The sequence below is a fragment of the Nitrobacter vulgaris genome (assembly GCF_031453995.1).
Lineage (GTDB): Bacteria > Pseudomonadota > Alphaproteobacteria > Rhizobiales > Xanthobacteraceae > Nitrobacter > Nitrobacter vulgaris.
Genome location: NZ_JAVDPZ010000004.1, coordinates 133,123 through 155,948 on the forward strand (window position 1 = coordinate 133,123; position 22,826 = coordinate 155,948).

The window sequence follows — 22,826 nt, forward strand, 5'->3', positions numbered from 1 at the left end:
ACGTTTTCCGTTATCGCAGATTCGCAGAAGGACACTCCGATATGAATCACGTCGCTACGGGGTCAGACCGCCCTGCGAACCGTCTGGCCGCGGAAACCAGTCCCTACCTGCTGCAGCACAAGCACAATCCCGTCGATTGGTGGCCCTGGGGACCCGAGGCGCTCACTGAGGCGCAGCGGACCAACCGTCCGATCCTACTGTCGATCGGTTACGCAGCCTGTCACTGGTGCCATGTCATGGCGCACGAAAGCTTCGAAGACGACGAGGTCGCCGCAGTGATGAACGAACTGTTCGTCTGCATCAAGGTCGATCGCGAGGAGCGGCCTGATATCGATCAGATCTACATGAGCGCGCTGCACCATCTCGGCGAGCAGGGTGGCTGGCCGCTGACGGTGTTCCTGTCGCCCGATGGATCGCCGTTTTGGGGCGGCACCTATTTTCCGAAGCTACCGGACTTCGGCCGCCCGGCATTCACCGACGTTCTGCAATCAGTGGCGCAGGTCTTTCGCGATCAGCCTGATAAAATCTCGCGCAACCGCGACGCGCTGATCGCACGGCTTTCCGAACGCGCCAAGTCGAAAAACCCGGCCAATCTCGGCGTTACCGAACTCAATAACGCGGCCGTCGCCATCACGCGTTCAACCGACCCGGTGAACGGCGGCCTACAGGGCACACCAAAATTTCCGCAGTGTTCCGTGCTGGAATTTCTCTGGCGCGCCGGTGCGCGCACCCACGACGACCGCTTTTTTTCGGCCACGACGCTGACCCTGACCCGAATGAGCCAGGGCGGTATCTACGATCACCTTGGCGGCGGCTATGCACGCTATTCGGTCGACAACAGATGGCTGGTGCCGCACTTCGAGAAGATGCTTTACGACAACGCACAGATCCTTGATCTGCTCGCGCTCGACTATGCACGTAGCAATAATCAGTTGTACTGCGAACGCGCGATCGAGACGGTCGATTGGCTGCGCCGGGAAATGCTGACGGCCGAGGGCGGTTTTGCCTCTTCACTCGATGCGGACTCCGAAGGCGAGGAGGGCAAGTTCTACGTTTGGTCTCTGAAAGAGGTCAATGAGGTGCTCGGCCCTGCCGACGCCGCCGATTTTGCCGCGCGCTATGACATCACCGCAAACGGCAATTTCGAAGGTCACAATATTCCCAACCGCCTCAGAAGCATCGATGTGGCCAGCGACGACATCGCTAACATGCGGGCGCTGCGCGAAAAGCTACTGGCGCACCGGGAAAGCCGGGTTCGTCCGGGACTCGATGATAAAGTTCTCGCCGACTGGAACGGCTTGATGATCGCCGCGCTCGTTCACGCCGCTTGCGTCTTCGACAAACCTGACTGGCTGCAAACCGCGCGAACGGCGTTCGAGTTTATTCGAACCAACATGACCCGCGACGAACGGCTCGGTCATTCCTGGCGCGAGGGCAGGCTTTTGATTCCGGCGCTCGCGTCCGACTATGCCGCGATGGGACGCGCCGCGCTCGCTCTGTTCGAAGCGACCGGCGACAACGCATATCTTGCGCAGGCGTTACGCTGGCAATCCACGTTGGACACGCACTACGCCGATGTCGACCATGGCGGCTATTATCTGACGGCCGACGACGCCGAAGGGCTGATCGTGCGGCCGCATTCGACGGCCGATGACGCCATCCCCAACCACGACGGACTGATCGCGCAAAACCTGGTGCGGCTCGCCGCGCTGACCGGCGCCACAAAATGGCGCGACTGCATCGACAACCTCTTCGCTGCCTTGCTGCCGAGCGCGACCGAGAACGGCTTTGGCCAGCTGTCGCTCATGAATGCGCGTGATCTTCGCCTCAGCGGCGTGGAGATCGTCGTGGTCGGCGAGGGCGCACAAGCCGACACGCTGCTCAGCGCCGCACGAAAACTGCCGCACGCGACAAGCATCGTGCTGCACGCGCCGCATGCCGATGCGCTGCCGCAGGATCATTCAGCGCGAGCAAAGATTGCGGCGGTGACGCAAAGCGCCGCTTTCATCTGCCGCGGTCAGTCCTGCTCGCTGCCGTTGACCCATCCCGAGGCCCTTAGCGGGATTTTATAGCGTTTCGAGCGAAGTGGTGACCGGTTCGCGTGAAGGAACCACGTCAAAACGATAATCCAGAGCTTCGCTTCTGATTAAATCAGAAGCAATAATGCTCTAGGAGACTCGAAAGCGGGTTGAGAAGCCAAACACTCTCGCTTGCGCGAGAGCCGCGCACCCAAGCCAGAATGATCAAGTATTCATCGACTCAAAGAACTCACCGTTGTTCTTGGTGTTGCGCAGCTTGTCGAGCAGGAACTCTATCGCATCCATGGTACCCATCGGGTTGAGGATACGCCGCAGCACATACATCTTCTTGAGCAGTTGCGGATCGGTGATCAGCTCTTCCTTGCGCGTCCCGGAGCGGGCGATGTCGATCGCCGGGAAGGTTCGCTTGTCGGCGACCTTGCGGTCGAGGATTAACTCCGAATTTCCGGTACCCTTGAACTCTTCGAAGATCACTTCGTCCATACGGCTTCCGGTATCGACCAGCGCGGTGGCGATGATGGTCAGTGATCCGCCTTCCTCGATGTTGCGCGCCGCGCCGAAGAACCGCTTTGGCCGCTGCAAGGCGTTAGCATCGACGCCGCCTGTCAACACCTTGCCGGAGGAGGGCACCACGGTGTTGTAGGCGCGGCCCAGACGCGTGATCGAATCGAGCAGGATAACGACGTCGCGACCGTGTTCGACCAGACGCTTGGCCTTTTCGATCACCATCTCGGCAACCTGGACATGGCGCACCGCCGGTTCGTCGAAAGTGGAAGACACGACTTCGCCTTTCACCGAGCGTTGCATGTCGGTGACTTCCTCGGGACGTTCATCGATCAGAAGAACGATCAGATAGCATTCGGGATGATTGGCGGTGATGGAGTGCGCGATGTTCTGCATCAGCACGGTCTTGCCGGTCCGTGGCGGCGCTACGATCAGGGCGCGCTGACCCTTGCCGATCGGAGCGACGATATCGATAACCCGCGCCGACAGATCCTTACGAGTGGGATCTTCCAGCTCGAGCCGGAACCGCTGATCGGGGAACAAAGGCGTCAGGTTGTCAAAGTTGACCTTGTGCTTGGACTTCTCGGGATCCTCGAAATTGAGCGTGTTGACTTTCAACAACGCAAAGTAGCGCTCGCCCTCCTTGGGGCTACGAATGTGCCCTTCAATGGTATCTCCGGTTCGCAGGCCGAAGCGGCGAATCTGCGATGGCGAAACATAGATATCGTCCGGACCAGGCAGATAGTTAGCGTCCGGCGAGCGCAGGAAGCCGAAGCCGTCCGAGAGCACCTCAACGACACCCTCGCCGATGATATCGGTTTCCTGGATGGCAAGCTGCTTCAGAATCGCGAACATCAGCTCCTGCTTGCGCATGGTGCTGGCGTTTTCAACCCCAAGCTCTTCCGCAAACGAGACGAGTTCAGCTGGAGTCTTGGCTTTGAGGTCTTGAAGTTTCATTTCCCGCATTGGGAGAAGTCCTGTGGAATGCTTGAGGAGGATTGCCAGGCGGTTTCGTGAAGATGCGGACGACGACCGAAAGAAAAGTCCGCAGTCCTGCCCGTACCGGGAAAAACCTCGAGCGAGGAAGGGCACCGAAAGGCTTCAAACCTGACGTGGCGACCGGTTCGATTTAGAAACCGGGACGCGACCACATCCGCCTGCGTAGGGTGGGATGCGCACAATATAGAAAATTGATTGCCTCCGCGCAAGGAGGTGCTGACAGACTCTTGCCGGCCGTTTTCCGGCCTAAGATGGCTTGACGATGACCAGAATAACGATGCCTATCATGAGGGCTGTTACAACCTCATTGATAATACGATAGAATTTCTGACTCATCACATTGCGGTCGGCCGCGAAATCGCGTACGCGGCGGGCAAAATAGCCGTGAACGGCGGACATCAGGATGACGAGCGCCAATTTACCCTGAAACCAGCCGACCGAATACCACTGACGCTCCCACATCATATAAAGACCGAGTCCCCAGGCCACCATCATCGCCGGATTGATGATGGCCTTGAAGAGCCTGCGCTCCATGATCTTGAACGTCTCGGATTGCTTCGAGCCGATCTCCGCATCGCAGTGATAGATAAACAGCCGCGGCAGATAAAGCATTCCCGCCATCCAGGAAATGATCGCAATGACATGAAAGGCTTTGATCCACTCGTACATCGATCGTCTCGTTCAGGTCTCGGTCTTACGATCTGCCGCGCGTCCAGTACCTGCCAGAATCGGAGCGATATCCGCAAGCGACTCTTTCTAAAGAAAATCTTAAGATTCTTCAGTTTGAGTTTAAGTGACGGTGAATTGGGCGAACACAATGTCGTCCCCGTCTTTTCCGTACCTTGCCCACATAGGCACGAGATTCCGAGGCATTCACGATCAATCAAAAGATCATCGTGGAGCCAGGTACTTACCCCGCATTCGCACGGGATTATCAAGAGACAAGTCCACACAGCCCTACTATCTTCCGAGACGGCGGACAGAGTTTTGCCTTCAGGAGACCTGTGAAGAAAAATCAAGGTTATCCCGTAGCTGTCGCAGAATAAGCGAAATTGCGGCTAGGTCTCCACAACGATACACAGGGTATGCAGGTCCATGGCACCCGTGACCGGCCGCGATTTTCATCTTCATCTTGTCTCCGATTCGACTGGCGAGACGCTGATCACCGTTTCACGCGCGGTGGCCGCCCAATATGCCGATGTCACGCCTATCGAACACGTCTACCCTATGGTTCGCAGCCAGAAGCAGCTCGATCGCGTTCTTGCGGAAATCGAGGAAGCGCCGGGAATCGTTCTGTTCACATTGCTGGAAAAGGATCTGGTGGCGCGCCTCGAGGCTAAGTGCCAGGCGATTAACAGCCCAAGCCTTTCGATTATCGGCCCGGTCATGCAGCTGTTTCAGGCCTACCTTGGCGCTGATACCACCGGCCGCGTTGGTGCCCAACACACGCTGAACGCGGACTATTTCAAGCGTATCGACGCCTTGAATTACACGATGATGCATGACGATGGGCAGCACGTCGAAGGTCTGGAGGAGGCGGACGTCGTTCTGGTCGGTGTGTCGCGCACCTCGAAGACGCCAACGTCGGTCTACCTTGCCAACCGCGGCATCCGCACTGCGAACGTTCCGCTAGTGCCGGGCATCGCGATTCCGCGTCAACTCGAATTGTTGAAGAACCCCTTGGTTGTCAGTCTTCATGCAACACCCGAGCGCCTGATTCAGGTCAGGCAGAACCGGTTGTTGAGCATCGGGGCAGGACCAGGCAATGAGGCCTATATCGATCGCCAATCTGTTACGGACGAAGTGATCCACGCCCGCCGCCTGAGTATGAAACACGACTGGGCTCAACTGGATGTCACACGCCGGTCGATCGAGGAGACAGCCGCGGCGATCATGAAGCTGTTTGCCGACAGGCGCCGGCAGCGCGGTTCGGGGTAGGCCGGAAATGGCGATATGGCGCGAATCAAAACCCCTGATACTGGCGTCGCAAAGCCGGGTGCGACAACTATTGCTCGCCAATGCAGGTCTGTCATTCGAGACAGTCCCGGCTGCGATCGACGAGCGAACCGTCCAGCAAAGTTCCGGCCTCACGACCGCGGGTGAGATCGCGGCTCGTTTGGCCTGTGAAAAAGCACGTGACGTTTCGTTGCGCTCGCCCGGCCGCTACGTCATCGGGGCGGATCAGACACTCGAATGCGATGGTCGCCTGTTCAACAAACCGGTCGGGCGCGCGGGGGCGGCCGCACACCTGCGTGCGCTTTCTGGGCGAACTCATCTTTTGCACGCTGGCGTCTCGGTCGTACGCGATGGTAAGTCGCTGTTTGAAGATGTCTCAGTCGCGCGGATGACGATGCGGGAACTGAGCGAGGACACGATCAGAGTGTATCTGGACGCGGCTGGCGATGCGGCTTCCTCCAGTGTCGGCGCCTATCAGCTCGAAAGCCTCGGCATCCATCTATTTAGCCTGATCGAAGGAGATCATTTCACCATTCTAGGCTTGCCGCTGTTGCCGCTGCTTGCTTTTCTGCGCTCTCAAGAGTTGCTATCGCTGTAACAGCGGATGTTCGGATATGCTGGTGCTTGGGCTGACCGGCTCGATCGGAATGGGCAAATCGACCACCGCCCGACTTTTTTCCGAAGCGGGGATTCCGGTTTACGATGCGGACGCGGCCGTTCACGCCATCTATGAAGGAGAGGCGGCCCCGGTGATTGAGGCCACGTTTCCCGGCACGACCGTCGACGGCAAAGTCGACCGTGAGAAATTGTCGGCAAAGGTCGTGCACGATACCGCAGCCATGAAGCGGCTTGAGGAGATCGTGCACCCCATGTTGCATGTCTACCGTCGCGCGTTTCTCGAGCAGGCTGAGCGGTCAGGTGCAGCGGTAGCGGTGGTTGATGTGCCGTTGCTGTTTGAAACCGGCGGCGAGCAGGATGTCGACGCGGTCGTTGTCGTCACGACAACGCCTGACATTCAGCGCAAGCGCATCATGGCTCGCAACAACATGACGAGCGAAAAGCTGGAAGCAATCCTTGCCCGGCAGTTGCCGGATGCCGAAAAGCGCACGCGGGCGGATTTCGTAGTGGATACCTCGCACGGTCTTGATCACGTGCGCGCGCAAATCCCGGAAATCTTGGCAGCAGCTGCTAAGATGCCGCGGCGGCGGCTCTGATTCTCCTGAGCCGGTCCGCTTCTGAGGGAATCAGAAGCGAGCACTATGATTTTGATTTGACACGTTTTCTTCACGCGAACTGACATTCACTTCGCTGGAAAACGCTCTAATATCACGAAAGCGCATGCGCGAAATCGTTCTCGATACCGAAACCACCGGCCTGGATCCGCTGCGAGGCGATCGTCTGGTTGAGCTCGGTTGCGTTGAGATATTCAACCGCATGCCGACGGGGCAAACGTTCCACCGTTACATCAATCCGGAACGCGATATGCCACAAGAGGCGTTCGCGGTACATGGCCTGTCGAGCGAATTCCTTGCCGACAAACCGCTGTTTGCGCACGTCGTTGATGAGTTTCTGGAATTTATTGGTGATGCGCCTCTGATCATTCACAACGCATCGTTCGATATCAGCTTCATCAATGCCGAGCTTGATCGCCTCAAAAGGCAGGCGATCGGCCGCGATCGGTTGGTAGACACGCTATTGATGGCGCGTCGAAAACATCCCGGCGTCTCGAACCGGCTGGACGACCTGTGCTCGCGCTATGCCATCGACAATAGCCGCCGAACCAAACACGGCGCATTGCTGGACGCCGAGCTGCTTGCGGAAGTCTATATTGATCTCATTGGCGCGCGCCAGTCGCAATTAATCCTGGCTGAAGCCACGCCCCGTCAATCCGGCGGAACTTTGGAACTGCCAAGACGTCAGCGAACGGTGCCGCTGTCCTCGCGCGTGACCGAGGCCGACCGCATTGCGCATCGGAATTTCGTCGCTACGCTCGGCGAGAAGGCGATCTGGACAGAATTCCTGGCCCAGGAATCCGAAAAGCTGAATCCAGTCCTGGAACGGGATGGCGTCTGATTCACGTATATGAATCGCCTTTAAGGGCGACGGCCTCGCTCGCCGTGGATTAGCTTGGCTTTTGTTGCGCCGCGGCGGCGGCCTGACGCTCCATGTTTTGTCGATACAGGCTTACAAAATCAATTGGGTCGAGCATCAGTGGCGGAAATCCGCCGCCACGAACGGTTGTGGCGACAATTTCGCGAGCGAATGGGAACAGCAGCCGTGGGCATTCGATCATGACCAGGGGGTGAAGATTTTCCTGGGGGACGTTGACGATCCGGAACACGCCCGCATAGGCGAGCTCGAAACTGAACATCAGCTTGCCGGTATGTTCAGCCTTGCCTTCGACTTTAAGCACCACCTCATAGTCGTTCTCCGCCACGTTGCTGGCGCCCACATTGATCTGAACGCTGATCGACGGAGGCTGTTGCTGAGGCGCGAGGGAGGCGGGCGCGTTGGGATTCTCGAAAGAGAAATCTTTGGTGTACTGGGCCAGCACGTTCAATTGGGGTGAAGGGGCTGCCTCGGGAGGCGTGCCGTTGCCGTTGGTCATGGATCTCTCTCTCCTAAAACTTCAAGCCGACTTGTCAGACGATGCGCCTGCTTGAAGAGCGAAGTGCCGCGTCGGGGCGAGTGGCTAACATAAGCCTGCCGCTGTCCACAAGGACGGCGGACGCGCCAGTGAACCCGGGGGCGTCCCTCGGCCGCACCACAGGCCTTTCGCCCGTGCCCTCAAACTGTTGAGGGAATGCGCTTTCTGCCTGCAATCTGACTTTCCCCTTTGATCGGAAACGCGCTATGTTTGGTCAACTTGGCAAAGGAGGCACCCTCCCTGGTCCGCTCGTTATGCTAAAATCCGCCCTTGGCCGGACTATGTTTCGTACTTAAATAAATCCGGCCGTCCGATGCGAACCTGGCCCACGGCTGGACGTTTGTTCGCAGGCCGTGATCCTAGCCGATCAGAAAGTGAAGACGACGTGGATATTTACACCATCATTTTCCTGGCGCTGGCGGTCTTTATTTTCCTGCGTCTGCGCAGTGTTCTCGGGCAGCGGACAGGAAGTGAGCGTCCGCCTTACGATGCTACGCGGGAAGTCCTGCGTGGTACTCAGGACAACAACGTCGTTCCGGTGCCGGGAACCGTGATCAATCAGTCATCCGCGACGCCCACCGCCGATGTAGGGCCAAATTCCGATCGCTGGAAGAATTTGGCTGAACCGGGTACGACACTCGCTTTAGGGCTCGACGCTATTGCAGCCCAGGATTCCTCCTTCGATCCCGGGCATTTCCTGAGCGGCGCACGCAGTGCCTATGAGATGATCGTACTGGCATTCGCCAACGGGGATCGCCGGACTTTGAAGGACTTGCTGTCGTCGGATGTCTATGAAAGCTTTGATGCGGCTATCAAGGATAGAGAGAGACTCGAGCAGAAGACCGAAACGCGATTTGTATCAATTGATAAAGCCGAGTTGATCGGTGCGGAATTGCGAGACGGCGCTGAGCAACTGACGGTCCGCTTCATTTCGCAGATGATTTCTGTCACCCGCGACAGGACCGGAGTGATCGTCGACGGAAACCCTGAGAAGATTTCCGATATTACCGATGTTTGGACGTTTGCCCGCGATATTTCGTCGCGTGATCCGAACTGGAAACTGGTTGGCACCGGAAGCGTCAGCTGACTTCTGTCGGTTGAGAAGGTGCGCGGTCGGATTATGCGTCGCCGCCGCGATTGCGCCTGTCGCCGTCCAAGCTCACGATAGCCGTCATCGTTCGGCCGGGCCGCTCGAGATCGTTGATGGTCAATACTCGCCGGTTTCCTGGGCTGGCATCGCTGGCTGGAACAACGACAATCATCTTGACGCGTTCAAGGCTTTTCGCGCCAGCTGCCGCGCCGTCACTGTGCGGCGTATAACTGCCGTCAGTCAGAAGGCGCTCGGCGCAACCTTGTGGGAGCCGTGCCGAGCGGCGAAGACGGCCAACATTTCAGACGACGCCAAAGCGAAAGCCTTCTTCGAAAACCATTTCCGGGCCGTGCGCATTTCACGTCTCGGCGAAACGGACGGTTTCGTTACCGGCTATTACGAGCCAATCATCGACGGGTCGCGCGCCAGAACGGATGTCTACACCGTCCCGGTTTACCGGCGCCCCTCGAACCTTTTTGTCCGGGGATTCACGCAAAGCGCGCCGAGCCTGCCCAACAGCGGGCCGGTGTATCGCAAGATTGGCCGCCGAAAGCTGGTCCCCTACTACGATCGCGCCGAAATCGAGGATGGCGCGATCGAAGGCCGCGGCCTCGAAATCTGCTGGCTCAAGAGCCAGACCGATCTGCTCTTCACGCAAATCCAGGGCTCAGCGCGCGTTCGGCTCGAGGACGGCTCCACCTTACGCATCAACTATGATTCCTATAACGGATATCCATATACCGCAGTCGGTCGTATTCTGATCGAACGCAGCATCGTCCCGAAGGATCAGATGTCGATGCAACGCATCCGGCAGTGGATGAATGAAAACCCGGATGGCGCCAAGGAATTGCGCCGTCAGAACCGCTCCTACGTGTTCTTTCACGAGGTGAAGCTCTCGGACAACGACGAGGCGATCGGAGCACAGGGTCTGCCTTTGACGCCGGGCAGGTCGATTGCGGTCGACAAATCGCTGCATGTCTATGGCACGCCTTTCTTCATCGAAGGCGAGTTGCCGATCGAATCCGAACAGGCGAAAACGCCTTTTCATCGACTGATGATTGCGCAAGATACAGGCTCTGCCATTGTTGGTCCGGCCCGCGCGGACCTTTACTTCGGCGCCGGTTCGGAAGCGGGGCGGGTGTCGGGCCGTCTGCGACACCATATGCACTTCGTCATGCTCGTCCCGAACAGCCTTGATCCGGTCGCTCGCGCCAGAACCATGCCGCTTCCGCAAACACGACCCTCGGCAAGAATAGCAAAGCTTTTTCCGCCCAAGGATCAGAAGCCGGCCAACACCCCGCATACCTCCGCGCCCTCTTCTTTTCCCGCGGGTGAACAAGCCGGGGCTGCTCCGACGCCAGCGGCGAAAGCCGCACCATCGAACGCCACCCCGCTGCCCTCGGCGCGGCCTGAGGTCAGATCCATGCACAACCGGCGGCATCGCACCCATTACGGCCGCCGCTGGCATCGCTGGGCGCGATGAAACGCTTGTCGCCCGACGCATCCGCGCGGCCGAGCCGCCAGCGCGTACTTACGGAGGAAGAGCGCCGTTTGTGGGAAGGCGTTGCGGGGCAAGCCAAGCCATTGCGCAAACGGCCTCGGCCAGATCCATTGCAACTCCGGCTTGAAGTGAAGTCCGCCAGGATTGCGAATCCCGCGACGTGGTCCGAATCAAGCTCAATCAAAAAAACGGCCAGATTCAATAGCCCGCAGCCGGCGCCGCTCACCCGCCGCGAGCGATCGCAATTGTCCCGAGGACGGAAAGACATCGATGCCCGGATCGACCTGCATGGCATGACGCAAACGCGGGCATATCGAGCCCTTCTGCAATTTTTGCAAAACGCGTCGGGCGATGGCCTCACCTTCGTGCTTGTCATTACCGGCAAGGGCCGCGCGAGGGGGCTGGACTCCGAGCGGGGCGTACTACGCCGGCAGGTCCCGCAATGGCTTGCTCTCCCCGAGTTTCGCTCGCTGGTCGTGGGTTTCGACGAGGCCCACTCCGGCCATGGCGGCGAGGGCGCGCTTTACGTGCGGTTGCGACGCCGAGTCAGAGCATAATCCCGAAAACGAACCGGTTTTCGGGATTGGATCATCCGCGATCAAAAGGTGCGATCAAAAGCCAGCGCTCGAGTCTGATGTCGGAATCAGTCTCCATAGCGTTTTCGAGCGAAGCACGTCCTTGGGCTTGACCCGAGGATGGAATTCGATTCGCGTGAAGAAAACGCGTTAGAACAAAAGATAGAATCTTTCACCGTTTCCGTGACGCGGTGACAGACTCTAGAGGATGAACCTGCTCAAATCGGCATTCTTGGCCAGATCCCCGATATGCTTCTGGACATATCCGGAGTCGATGCGGACCGTCTCGCCTTTGTGGTCAGGGGCCGTGAACGAGATGTCGTCGAGCACCCGCTCCATGACGGTCTGCAACCGCCTTGCACCGATATTCTCCACGGTTGAATTCACCGCAACCGCGATATCCGCGAGTGCGTCGACGGCATCATCGGTGATGTCGAGCGTGACCTCCTCGGTCTGCATCAACGCGACGTATTGTTTGATGAGCGAGGCCTCTGGCTCGGTCAGGATGCGCCGCAAGTCATTGCGTGTCAGGGCCTCCAGTTCGACGCGGATCGGCAGCCGGCCCTGCAATTCGGGGAGCAAATCGGAAGGCTTGGCAATATGAAACGCGCCTGACGCGATGAACAGGATATGGTCGGTCTTCACCGCGCCATGCTTGGTCGAGACCGTCGTTCCTTCGATCAGCGGCAGCAGGTCGCGCTGCACGCCTTCGCGCGAGACGTCGCCGCCGCTGCGCCCGTCACGCACGCAGATCTTGTCGATCTCGTCGAGAAACACGATGCCGTTATTTTCGACCGCAGCGATCGCTTCCAGCGTGAGCTGATCGCTATCGAGCAGCTTGTCAGATTCCTCGTTGATCAGGATTTCATGAGAGTCAGAAACGGTCAGCCGGCGGGTCTTGGTTCGTCCGCCCATCTTGCCGAAAATATCACCGATCGAAATTGCACCGACCTGTGCTCCCGGCATGCCGGGAATCTCGAACATCGGTGCTCCGCCGGATGATTGCGTCTCGATCTCGATTTCCTTGTCATTCAGTTCACCTGCCCGCAGTTTCTTGCGAAAGGAATCACGCGTTGCGGCGCTCGAATTGGCGCCGACCAAGGCGTCCAGAACGCGCTCCTCGGCGGCAAGCTGTGCGCGTGCTTGAACATCCTTGCGCTTGCGCTCGCGGGTCTGGCCGATCGCGACCTCCACAAGATCACGGACGATCTGTTCGACGTCGCGTCCGACGTATCCCACTTCGGTGAATTTCGTGGCCTCCACCTTGAGGAAGGGGGCGTTTGCAAGCTTCGCCAGCCGTCGCGCGATCTCCGTCTTGCCGACGCCGGTCGGGCCGATCATCAAAATGTTCTTCGGTAACACCTCCTCGCGCAGTGGTCCGGTCAATTGCTGGCGCCGCCAGCGATTGCGCAACGCGATGGAGACGGCGCGTTTGGCGTCGGTCTGGCCAACTATGAAACGGTCGAGTTCGGAGACGATTTCGCGAGGAGAGAAGTTCATCATGTTCTCGAAGATATGTTGGATCGTTGGGGGAACAAGCGGTCAAATGATGGGCGGCCCGGCCTGCCAGTGACGCCGAGCTGGATAGATTGGCACGACGACGGTTGTCACGAATACTCCGACAAGAGCCTCCTGCAGGAGCCGACGTGCTCAATCCGTGGACAGCATCTCGACCGTCAAGTTTCGATTGGTATAAACGCAGATATCGGCGGCGATATCGAGAGAACGGCGGACAATGGTCTCGGCGTCGTTGTCGGAGTCGACCAGGGCCCTTGCGGCGGCAAGCGCGTAATTTCCGCCAGAGCCGATCGCCATCACGCCGGATTCGGGCTCCAGCACGTCTCCGGTCCCGGTCAGCACCAGCGAGACGTCTTTGTCGGCAACGAGCATCATGGCTTCCAGCCGCCGCAGATAGCGATCGGTTCGCCAGTCCTTGGCGAGTTCGACGGCGGCGCGGGTGAGTTGGCCAGGATACTGCTCGAGCTTGCTTTCCAGCCGCTCGAACAGGGTGAAGGCATCGGCGGTGGCGCCGGCGAAGCCGCCGATGACGTCGCCTTTTCCGAGCCTCCGGACTTTCTTCGCGTTGGATTTGATGACGGTCTGTCCGATCGAGACCTGACCGTCTCCGCCAATGACCACTTTGCCGCCCTTGCGGACGGTCAGGATCGTGGTGCCGTGCCACACCTCCGGCTGTGATGCTTGCATATGAACCCCTTGATGACCCGCCAGATTTAGGCATTGCCGCGCCGCGTTGCAATCGGCGCCCGCGGCAGATGGGTGGCGAGCCTCAAATCCACTCCACGAGTCACCATGCTCGAAGAACACCGGAAAAATGCATCATCCCGCAGTAGCGAAGGGGACCTGAGCCTGTTAAAAGAGCCGCGTTCTATCAGAGCGCGGTCAGCAGGAGTGGATATCGTTTTTTGTCCGCCGCGCTCAGATCGTTAAATGGCGCGTGACCTTGTTGCCCAACCGCTTACATTTTGGCGGAGGCGGATCATGCGCGAGGTAGAGAGCTTTTCATGCGCACGGCGAGCATCAAGCGCAAGACCAAGGAAACGGACATCGAGGTCGCGGTCAACCTCGATGGCTCCGGCGTGTCCAAGGTTGCGACCGGCATCGGCTTTTTTGACCACATGCTGGATCTGCTCGCCCGCCATTCGCGGATCGACATCACGGTCAAAGCCGTCGGCGATCTCCACGTCGATTACCACCACACGACGGAGGATGTCGGCATCGCGCTGGGCCAGGCCGTGAAGCAAGCGCTCGGCTCGATGGTTGGCATCAGCCGGTATGCCAGCGTCTATATGCCAATGGACGAAACGCTGTCCCGGATCGTGATCGATATCTCCGGCCGGCCGGTGCTCGTGTTCAAGGTCGATTTCCCCCGCGACAAGATCGGTGAGTTCGACACCGAGCTGGTGCGCGAATGGTTCAATGCCTTTGCCGTCAATGCGGGAGTGACTTTGCACGTGGAGACGCTATATGGCGAGAACAGCCATCATATCGCCGAATCCTGCTTCAAGGGTCTGGCGCGAGCGCTTCGTGCAGCGGTAGCGATCGATCCGCGCGCTGCGGACGAAGTGCCATCAACAAAGGGTCAGCTCGGCGGCTGACCGTTCCGTTGTCAGCGGAGAGTGCAATGTCGGTCTATACAGTCCATGCGCCACCGGTCGACGGGCCAGACGTGCGCGGTACCACGGACAATTTCGTGTTCGTTCGCGATGGCTTTTCGTTTGGGGCATTTGTGTTCGGTCCATTGTGGCTGCTTTACCAACGACTTTGGCTGGTGCTCGGTGGGTATCTGGTTCTGTCGATCGCGGTGGAAGCCACGATGACGCTGCTGCGCGTCAGCGGGGGGACACGCATTGCGGTGATGGCCGTGATCGCCGTGCTGATGGGATTGGAAGCGGCGAGTTTGCGGCGCTGGGCGTTGTCGCGGCAAAAGTGGCGTCTGCTCGACGTCGTTGTCGCAGACGATGAGGAAGCCGCTGAGCGGCGTTTTTTCGATCGCTGGCGAACGGAGCGGGGCGCGGATTTCGATCCCTTGGCAATCGATCGCGGCGCGCCGCCTCCGACCCGAGGTGCTTCGGACCACTCCCTTCCGCCGTCGACACTGCGCGGTGACATCGTCGGCCTGTTTCCTCAACCCGGGTTCAGGCGGTGACGGCTGCGATTATCGACTATGGCTCCGGTAATCTTCATTCGGCCGCCAAGGCATTTGAGTGCGCGGCGCGCAACATGGAAGGTTCGGAAAAGATCATCGTGACGCGCGATCCGGATGTGGTGTTCCGGGCCGATCGCGTGGTACTGCCCGGTGTCGGCGCGTTCGCCGATTGCCGCAAGGGCCTTGATGCGCTCGACGGCATGGTGGAGGCCATGACGGAAGCGGTGCGCGATAAAGCGCGTCCGTTTTTGGGCATTTGCGTCGGGATGCAGCTGATGGCGACACGGGGCAGGGAGCACGTGACAACGGACGGGCTAGGCTGGATCGCCGGTGACGTCGAGAAAATTTCGCCGCGCGACGAGAGACTGAAGATTCCCCACATGGGCTGGAATACGCTCGATCCGGTGCGGGAGCATCCGGTGCTCGAGCGTCTGCCATTGGGACCGAAGGGCCGTCACGCCTATTTCGTGCACTCCTACCACCTGAACGCCGCCAACGAGACCGACGTGCTCGCGCGCGCTGATTATGGTGGTCCGGTGACGGCGATCGTCGGCAAGGACACCGCGATCGGCACTCAGTTTCATCCCGAAAAGAGCCAGCGATTCGGGCTGGCTCTAATCGCCAATTTCCTGAGATGGAAACCGTGATCCTCTTCCCCGCCATCGATCTCAAGAACGGTCAGTGCGTTCGCCTCGAGCAGGGCGATATGGCGCGCGCGACCGTTTTCAATCTTGATCCCGCGGAGCAGGCGCGCGCATTCGCCGCACAAGGCTTCGAGTATCTGCATGTGGTCGATCTCGACGGCGCGTTCGCCGGTAAGCCCGTGAATGCGGATGCGGTTGAGCGGGTCTTGAAAACCGTTGCCCTGCCGGTTCAGCTCGGCGGCGGCATTCGGGATCTGAAAACGGTCGAAGCCTGGCTCGGCAAGGGTGTTGCGCGCGTCATCATCGGCACGGCCGCGGTACGCGATCCTGTTCTGGTCAAGGAAGCCGCCAGGGCGTTTCCGGGACGCGTTGCGGTCGGTCTCGACGCGCGTGACGGCAAAGTCGCGGTGGACGGCTGGGCCGAGACGTCGGAAGTGTCGGCACTCGACATCGCGCGACGGTTCGAGGACGCTGGAATCGCGGCGATCATCTTCACTGACATTGCCAGGGACGGCTTGCTGAAGGGCCTGAACCTCGATGCCACGATTGCGCTTGCCGACAGCATTTCAATTCCGGTGATTGCGTCGGGTGGCTTCGCCTCCATCGTGGATGTAAAGGCGCTGCTCGCGCCGCGTGCGAAGAAGCTCGCGGGCGCCATTGCTGGACGGGCGCTCTACGATGGCCGGCTCGATCCGGTTGAAGCGCTGAAGCTGATTCACGCCGCGCGTGCGGCGGCTTGAGAGTATCGGGCGACGATGTTCAAGGTCCGTGTCATACCATGTCTTGACGTAAAGGATGGCCGGGTCGTCAAGGGTGTCAACTTCGTGGACCTGCGGGATGCAGGCGACCCCGTGGAAGCGGCGGTCGCATACGATGCCGCCGGCGCCGACGAACTCACCTTTCTCGACATCACCGCAACGCACGAAAATCGCGGCATCATGTTGGATGTGGTTCGGCGTACCGCGGAAGCCTGCTTCATGCCGGTGACCGTGGGCGGCGGCGTTCGCACCATCGAGGATATCCGTACCTTGCTGCGCTCCGGAGCGGACAAGGTCTCGATCAACAGCGCAGCGGTGAGCCGGCGTGAGTTCGTCAAAGAGGCCGCGGAAAAGTTTGGCGACCAGTGCATCGTGGTCGCCATCGATGCCAAACGGGTGTCGAGGGCCGGTGGCGCGGACCGTTGGGAAATCTTCACTCATGGTGGGCGCAAATCCACCGGCATCGATGCGATCGAATATGCGCAGGAAGTGGTGTCGCTCGGCGCGGGCGAGATCCTGCTGACGTCGATGGATCGCGACGGCACCCGCCAGGGCTTCGATCTGCCGCTGACCCGGCGCGTGGCCGATGGCGTTTCCGTACCCGTAATCGCGTCCGGCGGCGTCGGCAATCTCGATCACCTGGTCGATGGAATTCGCGAAGGCCATGCCACGGCGGTCCTAGCGGCATCGATCTTTCATTTCGGGGAATTTACCATTCGCGAAGCCAAGGAGCATATGGTTCGTGCCGGGTTGGCCATGCGGCTCGATCCCTGACGACTTTGGATCGCATAAGTGCTAGGTATTCAACAATTGCCGTGTGCCTAAAAGTGCGACCGGACGAGTAGACGGATTATGCCGCGTTTTACGATCCATGATCTTGCTGCCATCATTGACGCCCGGGCTGCATCCGGGGGCGATGCGTCCTACACGCGAAAGCTGCTCGACAAGGGCCCCGTACATTGCGCCAGGAAGCTCGGCGAGGAAGTTGTTGAGACGGTCATCGCGGCGGTCGAGAATGATCGGCATCATCTGATCGCCGAAGGTGCGGATCTCCTGTTTCATTTCCTTGTGCTGTTGAAGGCCAGGGATGTGACGCTGGAAGATGTCGAAGCTGTTTTGGCGCAACGCACGACTAGATCGGGACTTGAAGAGAAAGCCGCACGCAATCGCGACTAGCGTCCGATTCAACTTGAGCATGATCTTTTCCGAAAGCCGGTTTCCACTTTTCGGGATCATGCTCCAGCCCCGAGGCAAGCTTCATGGATTCGCGGGCAGAACAGCAGCAATATAATCCGTATCGGGTTTTCCCCCGTGCCGAATGGGCAAAACTCCGCCACGATATGCCGATGACGCTGGCGGCGAATGAAATTGCGGCGTTGCGGTCGATGCATGATCGGTTAGATCTCGTGGAGGTCGAGGAAATTTATCTGCCTTTGTCCAGACTGCTGTCGATCTATGTGGCCTCGATGCAGCGTCTCTTTGTTGCTCAGCGTCAGTTTCTCGGCATTCATGATCGCAAGGTGCCGTATATCATCGGTGTTGCCGGGTCGGTTGCGGTTGGGAAGTCAACGACGGCGCGCGTGTTGCAGGCGCTGCTCGCACGATGGTCGCCGCGCCCCAAAGTCGAACTCGTCACGACTGACGGATTTTTGTTTCCGAACGCGGTGCTCGAGCGACGCGGCTTGATGCAGAAAAAAGGTTTCCCGGAGAGTTACGACTTGCCGGTTCTGCTGTCGTTTCTCAGTGACATCAAGGCCGGCCGTGCGCCAGTGCGCGCACCGGTTTACTCGCATCTGACTTACGACATCGTCCCTCATAACTGGATCGAGATCAGTCAACCAGATATTCTGATCGTCGAAGGCGTCAATGTTCTGCAGACCGGTCCGCTCCCGCGCGACGGCAGGGCCGTTCCGGTCGTCTCCGATTTCTTCGACTTCTCTGTCTATATCGATGCCGAAGAGCCGGTGCTGCGCGACTGGTACGTGACCCGCTTCCTTGCCCTGCGGGATTCGGCCTTTCAGGACCCACGGTCCTATTTTAATCGGTACGCGCTGCTGTCGGACGATGAAGCGATCGCAACGGCGATTGCAATCTGGGAGCGCACCAACCGTGCCAATTTGGAGGACAACATTCTGCCGACGCGGCCCCGTGCGAACCTGATCCTCAAGAAGGGGGCCGATCATGTCGTCGAGCAGGTCGCGCTAAGGCGGCTTTAGAGATTTTTCGTGCGCAAAGGTAGGTCTCATTGGCAGCGAGACGTGCACACTGGTGCATGTTACCTCAGGCGGGGACGTGACGAGCGGCCGTCAATCCCGCAAGCGCTTCGGCCAGCCTGTCGCGATCGAGCGGCTTGACGAGAAAGCCATCCATGCCGGCCTCGAAGCAGGCATAACGATCGTCAGTCAGCGTGTTGGCGGTCAACGCCAAGATGGTCGTGCGGCGGCCGAACTGGGCGGCTTCTCGTTCGCGAATTTTCCTGGTGGCCTCAATGCCGTCGAGGGTCGGCATCTGGACGTCCATCAGGACGAGATCGTAGGGCTTACCCGCGGCTAGGGCGGCGTCCCACGATTCCAGCGCTTTCTCTCCGTTTGCGGTGACGATGACGGCATGCCCGAGGCGGGTCAGGAGTGATCGCGTCAAGAGCGCATTGATCTCATTGTCCTCCGCGACGAGAATTGAAAGGCTTGGTGCGGACGTCGTGGTCGATGTCTCGGATCGTTCAGGCCTGTCGCAATCAGGTTGGCCGTTGGTGGTGCGAAGGAAAGTCGAGTCCTCGGTCGGCGCAGACAATCGCGCTGCGATCGACGCAGCTCGCAAAGGCTTGACAAGATAGCCCGTAAACGCCGTGGCGCCGGTGACCTGAAGGTCCTGCCTTGTGGATGGCGTGACCATGACGATCCGGCGCGCCGAATGTTGGCGGGCAACCTGACCGAGCCGCCAGATCTCATCTCCGCCCATCGCATGATCGACAAGCACGGCGTGCCACGCTCGCTCCGGAAGCAGCGCGTAAGCAACTGCGAGGTCCGATGTCGTGCAAGTCTCGGCTCCCCATCGCTCCAGGCGCCGGGCGAGCAGCGATGTCTCGATGGTCTGAGGCGCCACGAGCATGACTGGGTGTCCCGCCAGATCCGGTGCGACAAAGCGCTTTCGTTCTGGTGCGCTCTCGTGAGCAGGAAGAGGGATTGAGACCTCGAATGTCGAACCGGCACCCGGCTTGCTCTGCAGCGTGATGCGCCCGCCCATCCGTTTAGCGATGCGATCGCTGATACTTAACCCCAGTCCCGATCCGCCGTAATTGCGCGCAATTTGGTCGTCGGCCTGCTCGAAATCACGGAAAATCCGAGCCTGCGCATCCGGCGCAATGCCAATTCCAGTGTCACGGACCATGAAGCGGATATCGTCGTGCCCGACGCCGGGAGCGACGGTCAGCGCAACGCCGCCGGACGCCGTAAATTTGATTGCGTTGCCTGCAAGATTGAGCAGCACCTGGCGCAAGCGCGCGGCGTCTCCGATCACTTCGGCTGGCAGGGCCTCATCGATATAGGCGGCGATTTCAAGCTGCCTGGCCTGCGCACGCGGCGCCAGCAGTTCGGTGATGTCCTCGATCAGATCGGACAGCATGAAAGGGCGGCGTTCCAGGTTGATCTTCCCGGCCTCGATCTTGGAATAGTCGAGTAACTCCTCGATCAGCGATAACAATGCATCTCCGGATGCCTTCACTGCCTTGACATATGTCGTCTGTTCGGGCGTGAGCGAGGTTTCCAACAGCAATCCGCTCATGCCGATGATGCCGTTAAGTGGTGTGCGAAACTCGTGCGACGTCATCGCCAGGAAACGCGATTTAGCTTGGTTGGCCGCGTTCGCGTGATCCCGCGCTTCACCGAGCACGCGCTCGGTCTCGGTACGATCGGTGACGTCGCGGCCGACGCATTGTAGTTCTGCCGGATGGTTGGCGTCGATCCGCATCAGGGCTTCGCGCCATGCAATCCAACGGGGGCCTCGTGCGGTTTCGACGCGCTGATCGCAAATTCGCGTGCCGTTCGATTCAATCATGCTCTCGCTTTGCTCGAGAACGGGGAGCGCGAACCGGGTTCCAAGCAGCTCCGCCCGTGATCGCTGCGCCAGGATGCAATAGGCATCATTGACCGAGGTGATGGCGCCGGTCCCATCGCGCAAAACGATCAGATCGCCCTGCGACTCGAAAAGGCAGCGCGCGCGCTCCTCCGCTTCCTTCAGCTCCCAATTGCGATCAGCGAGCGCTTCATTGTGGAGAGCAACTTTGCGAATTTTCTTGCGCATCCTGCGCAAGCGTATGCTCTGGATCGCCAGCGCGACACAAGCGAGCGCGAACAGAAAGCTGATGCCGATTGCGAAGGCGTGAGGGTCGTAATCGGCGCTTCGGCTTCCGGAAATGAAACCGTAGGCACCTCCGAACGCGATTGAAAAGGTCATGAAGGCTCGAAAAGCAACATTCAGCCGGGGATGTTGCCGGATCAGCCCACGCAGGCGTGCCCTCATCCAGAATAATCGCGCTGCCATCGACCTTCCCGAATTTCCTGCAGCGTTCGTCGGAGGCGGTTGCCGCCAACGAAAGTACGCGCAGCGTGTGTGTGTCCCTGTCAGCATGAAAGCATGACATTGCGGAAGTCCTCGAGGGCCACACCGGAAACGGTTCGGATGCGAACAAGGTTAACGAGGTCTTATCGAGATATCACAGGACCGGTGTCGCGAGGCAGATCGGGGCGGCAACTTGCGGATCCGTCGCGGACGGAGGCGAACTGTATTGTTATTTTGACGCGTTTTCTTCACGCGAGCAGGTCACCATCCTCGGGTCAAGTCCGAGGACATGCTTCGCTCGAAAACGCTATAATGTCAGGCCGCGCGTTTGATGTCGTCGGCGAGCGCGCGATAGGACAGAGCTTCGGCAAGGTGCAGCCGGCCGATCTTGTCAGCGGCATCGAGGTCCGCGAGCGTGCGGGCGACGCGTAGTACCCGGTGATAGCCTCGCGCCGACAAACGCATGCTTTCCGCGGCGTCGCGGAGCAGCTTCAGCCCTTGTGCATCCGGTTGCGCGATGTCTTCCAGCGCGGCCGCCGGGGCTTCGGCGTTGGTCCGGACATTCGTAAGGCCGAGCGCCGCATAGCGCGCTGCCTGAATGTCCCGTGCCGTGGCAACACGAGCGCCGACTTCGGCTGAACCTTCCGACGAAGGCGGCAGAATGAGATCGGAGGCGGTCACAGCCGGCACTTCGATGCGCAGATCGATGCGGTCCAGGAGAGGTCCCGAGATGCGCATTTGATAGTCAGCGGTGCAGCGATCGATGCGGCCGCGCTTGCAGGCATAGCCAGGCTCAAAGGCATGGCCGCAGCGGCATGGATTCATCGCCGCCACCAGCATGAAACGCGCAGGATAGGTCACGCGATGATTGGCGCGGGACACCGCGATCTCGCCGTTCTCGAGCGGCTGCCGGAGCGAATCCAGCACGCGCGGATCGAACTCCGGCAACTCGTCGAGAAACAGGACGCCGTTATGCGCGAGCGAGATTTCACCGGGTTTGGCGCGCGTGCCGCCGCCCGTCAGCGCGGCCATGCTGGCGGAATGATGCGGGGCGCGAAACGGCCGGTGCGAGGTGAGCGCCCCGCCGTCGATTGCGCCGGCAACCGACGCGATCATCGACACTTCCAGCAGCTCGGCCGGCGACAGCGGTGGGAGAATCGAAGGCAGGCGTGCCGCGAGCATTGATTTGCCGCTGCCGGGAGAGCCGACCATCAGCAGATGATGTCCGCCGGCGGCTGCGATCTCGAGCGCACGCTTGGCGCTCTCCTGCCCTTTGATGTCGCGAAGATCAAGAGCGCTACCCTGGGTTTCACGAATCCGGGGCTGCGGGCGAGACAGAACCTGAGTTCCCTTGAAATGATTTGCGATCTGAATGAGCGAACTGGCGGCGACGATCTGGATGTCGGGGCTCGCCCAGGCTGCCTCCGCGCCGCAGGCTGCGGGGCAGATCAGCCCTTCATCGCGCGCATTCGCACCGATCGCAGCGGGCAGAACCCCCGCCACCGCCGCAATCGATCCGTCGAGGCCGAGTTCGCCGAGTACCGTAAACCCCGACAACGCGTCGGAGGGAATCGCTCCGATCGCCGCCATCAGGCCGAGCGCAATAGGGAGATCGTAGTGACTGCCTTCCTTGGGCAGATCGGCCGGAGCCAGGTTGACGGTGATTCGTCTCGCCGGCAGCGCAAGACCTGAAGCGATCAGGGCCGCCCGCACCCGCTCCCGGGCCTCGGACACGGCTTTGTCCGGCAAGCCCACAATGTTGAAGGCGGGCAGGCCGGGAGCGACCTGCACCTGCACGTCGACCGCGCGCGCCTCGATCCCTTCAAATGCGACGGTGGATACCCGCTGAACCATGGCCGCCCCCTTTGCCACGGCGAAGCTAGCTTACA

General features: G+C 59.8%; 22 protein-coding genes. 15 read left to right on the plus strand and 7 right to left on the minus strand.

Annotated elements, in window-relative coordinates; genetic code table 11:
- Positions 1 to 41: 41 nt before the first annotated feature.
- A complete protein-coding gene (locus GGQ85_RS03775) occupies positions 42 to 2,072 on the plus strand; it encodes a thioredoxin domain-containing protein (RefSeq protein ID WP_309773417.1) in 2,031 nt (676 codons plus the stop codon).
- Positions 2,073 to 2,243: 171 nt separating this feature from the next.
- Here the strand turns inward: GGQ85_RS03775 and rho are convergent, their stop codons facing one another.
- The gene (gene rho, locus GGQ85_RS03780) at positions 2,244 to 3,509 is read right to left on the minus strand and encodes a transcription termination factor Rho (RefSeq protein WP_009796565.1); all 1,266 of its coding nucleotides are present in this window, start codon (positions 3,507 to 3,509) and stop codon (positions 2,244 to 2,246) included.
- 279 nt (positions 3,510 to 3,788) lie between these two features.
- Complete coding sequence (hemJ, locus tag GGQ85_RS03785; protein ID WP_079445165.1) at positions 3,789 to 4,211, minus strand: protoporphyrinogen oxidase HemJ; 423 nt, start codon at positions 4,209 to 4,211, stop codon at positions 3,789 to 3,791.
- Positions 4,212 to 4,637: 426 nt separating this feature from the next.
- On the opposite strand from hemJ, the gene GGQ85_RS03790 reads away from it, so the two are divergent.
- The 4 genes from GGQ85_RS03790 (at position 4,638) to dnaQ (ending at position 7,571) form a co-directional block, all read left to right on the plus strand.
- Positions 4,638 to 5,480: a pyruvate, water dikinase regulatory protein gene (locus GGQ85_RS03790; protein WP_309773418.1), complete on the plus strand. Its 843-nt coding sequence runs from the start codon at positions 4,638 to 4,640 to the stop codon at positions 5,478 to 5,480.
- 7 nt (positions 5,481 to 5,487) lie between these two features.
- The gene (locus GGQ85_RS03795) at positions 5,488 to 6,096 is read left to right on the plus strand and encodes a Maf family protein (RefSeq protein ID WP_309773419.1); all 609 of its coding nucleotides are present in this window, start codon (positions 5,488 to 5,490) and stop codon (positions 6,094 to 6,096) included.
- Positions 6,097 to 6,112: 16 nt separating this feature from the next.
- A complete protein-coding gene (gene coaE / locus GGQ85_RS03800; protein ID WP_309773420.1) occupies positions 6,113 to 6,712 on the plus strand; it encodes a dephospho-CoA kinase in 600 nt (199 codons plus the stop codon).
- Positions 6,713 to 6,836: 124 nt separating this feature from the next.
- Positions 6,837 to 7,571: a DNA polymerase III subunit epsilon gene (dnaQ, locus tag GGQ85_RS03805; RefSeq protein ID WP_309773421.1), complete on the plus strand. Its 735-nt coding sequence runs from the start codon at positions 6,837 to 6,839 to the stop codon at positions 7,569 to 7,571.
- Between the two features lie 49 nt (positions 7,572 to 7,620).
- On the opposite strand, the gene secB is transcribed toward dnaQ, so the two are convergent.
- Entirely contained in the window at positions 7,621 to 8,106 is a 486-nt protein-coding gene (gene secB / locus GGQ85_RS03810; RefSeq protein ID WP_079445169.1) for a protein-export chaperone SecB, read from the minus strand.
- A gap of 424 nt (positions 8,107 to 8,530) precedes the next feature.
- On the opposite strand from secB, the gene GGQ85_RS03815 reads away from it, so the two are divergent.
- Genes GGQ85_RS03815 through GGQ85_RS03825 form a run of 3 tightly spaced genes read left to right on the plus strand, consistent with a single transcriptional unit; the run spans position 8,531 to position 11,293 of the window.
- Complete coding sequence (locus GGQ85_RS03815; protein WP_079445170.1) at positions 8,531 to 9,232, plus strand: Tim44/TimA family putative adaptor protein; 702 nt, start codon at positions 8,531 to 8,533, stop codon at positions 9,230 to 9,232.
- Positions 9,210 to 10,718, plus strand: a complete 1,509-nt coding sequence (mltA, locus tag GGQ85_RS03820) for a murein transglycosylase A (protein ID WP_309773422.1) — start codon at positions 9,210 to 9,212, stop codon at positions 10,716 to 10,718. Before GGQ85_RS03815 ends, mltA begins: the two co-directional genes overlap by 23 nt.
- Positions 10,715 to 11,293: a Smr/MutS family protein gene (locus GGQ85_RS03825; protein ID WP_309773423.1), complete on the plus strand. Its 579-nt coding sequence runs from the start codon at positions 10,715 to 10,717 to the stop codon at positions 11,291 to 11,293. Before mltA ends, GGQ85_RS03825 begins: the two co-directional genes overlap by 4 nt.
- Positions 11,294 to 11,512: 219 nt before the next feature.
- Here the strand turns inward: GGQ85_RS03825 and hslU are convergent, their stop codons facing one another.
- The gene (gene hslU / locus GGQ85_RS03830) at positions 11,513 to 12,814 is read right to left on the minus strand and encodes an ATP-dependent protease ATPase subunit HslU (RefSeq protein ID WP_309773424.1); all 1,302 of its coding nucleotides are present in this window, start codon (positions 12,812 to 12,814) and stop codon (positions 11,513 to 11,515) included.
- A gap of 147 nt (positions 12,815 to 12,961) precedes the next feature.
- Complete coding sequence (gene hslV, locus GGQ85_RS03835; RefSeq protein WP_309773425.1) at positions 12,962 to 13,516, minus strand: ATP-dependent protease subunit HslV; 555 nt, start codon at positions 13,514 to 13,516, stop codon at positions 12,962 to 12,964.
- A gap of 317 nt (positions 13,517 to 13,833) precedes the next feature.
- Here hslV and hisB point away from each other — a divergent pair, with 317 nt between their 5' ends.
- The 7 genes from hisB to coaA all read left to right on the plus strand — a co-directional run bounded on the left by hisB (position 13,834) and on the right by coaA (position 18,596).
- Positions 13,834 to 14,427 (plus strand): imidazoleglycerol-phosphate dehydratase HisB, encoded by a 594-nt coding sequence (hisB, locus tag GGQ85_RS03840; RefSeq protein WP_079445175.1) that lies wholly within the window; start codon positions 13,834 to 13,836, stop codon positions 14,425 to 14,427.
- Between the two features lie 26 nt (positions 14,428 to 14,453).
- Positions 14,454 to 14,978: a DUF2628 domain-containing protein gene (locus GGQ85_RS03845; protein ID WP_309773426.1), complete on the plus strand. Its 525-nt coding sequence runs from the start codon at positions 14,454 to 14,456 to the stop codon at positions 14,976 to 14,978.
- Positions 14,975 to 15,625, plus strand: coding sequence for an imidazole glycerol phosphate synthase subunit HisH (gene hisH, locus GGQ85_RS03850; protein ID WP_309773427.1), 651 nt, complete (start codon positions 14,975 to 14,977; stop codon positions 15,623 to 15,625). Before GGQ85_RS03845 ends, hisH begins: the two co-directional genes overlap by 4 nt.
- Entirely contained in the window at positions 15,613 to 16,362 is a 750-nt protein-coding gene (gene hisA / locus GGQ85_RS03855; RefSeq protein ID WP_309773428.1) for a 1-(5-phosphoribosyl)-5-[(5-phosphoribosylamino)methylideneamino]imidazole-4-carboxamide isomerase, read from the plus strand. Before hisH ends, hisA begins: the two co-directional genes overlap by 13 nt.
- 15 nt (positions 16,363 to 16,377) lie before the next feature.
- Entirely contained in the window at positions 16,378 to 17,154 is a 777-nt protein-coding gene (gene hisF, locus GGQ85_RS03860) for an imidazole glycerol phosphate synthase subunit HisF (protein ID WP_079445179.1), read from the plus strand.
- A gap of 78 nt (positions 17,155 to 17,232) precedes the next feature.
- Entirely contained in the window at positions 17,233 to 17,556 is a 324-nt protein-coding gene (locus GGQ85_RS03865) for a phosphoribosyl-ATP diphosphatase (protein WP_079445180.1), read from the plus strand.
- Positions 17,557 to 17,639: 83 nt separating this feature from the next.
- Positions 17,640 to 18,596 carry a type I pantothenate kinase gene (gene coaA / locus GGQ85_RS03870; RefSeq protein ID WP_309773430.1) on the plus strand — a complete coding sequence of 319 codons (957 nt, stop codon included), beginning with the start codon at positions 17,640 to 17,642 and terminating at the stop codon, positions 18,594 to 18,596.
- A gap of 64 nt (positions 18,597 to 18,660) precedes the next feature.
- On the opposite strand, the gene GGQ85_RS03875 is transcribed toward coaA, so the two are convergent.
- Together GGQ85_RS03875 and GGQ85_RS03880 are read right to left on the minus strand one after the other, a co-directional pair.
- Positions 18,661 to 20,919 (minus strand): response regulator, encoded by a 2,259-nt coding sequence (locus GGQ85_RS03875; protein ID WP_309773431.1) that lies wholly within the window; start codon positions 20,917 to 20,919, stop codon positions 18,661 to 18,663.
- 333 nt (positions 20,920 to 21,252) lie between these two features.
- Positions 21,253 to 22,791 (minus strand): YifB family Mg chelatase-like AAA ATPase, encoded by a 1,539-nt coding sequence (locus GGQ85_RS03880; protein ID WP_309773432.1) that lies wholly within the window; start codon positions 22,789 to 22,791, stop codon positions 21,253 to 21,255.
- Positions 22,792 to 22,826: the final 35 nt, after the last annotated feature.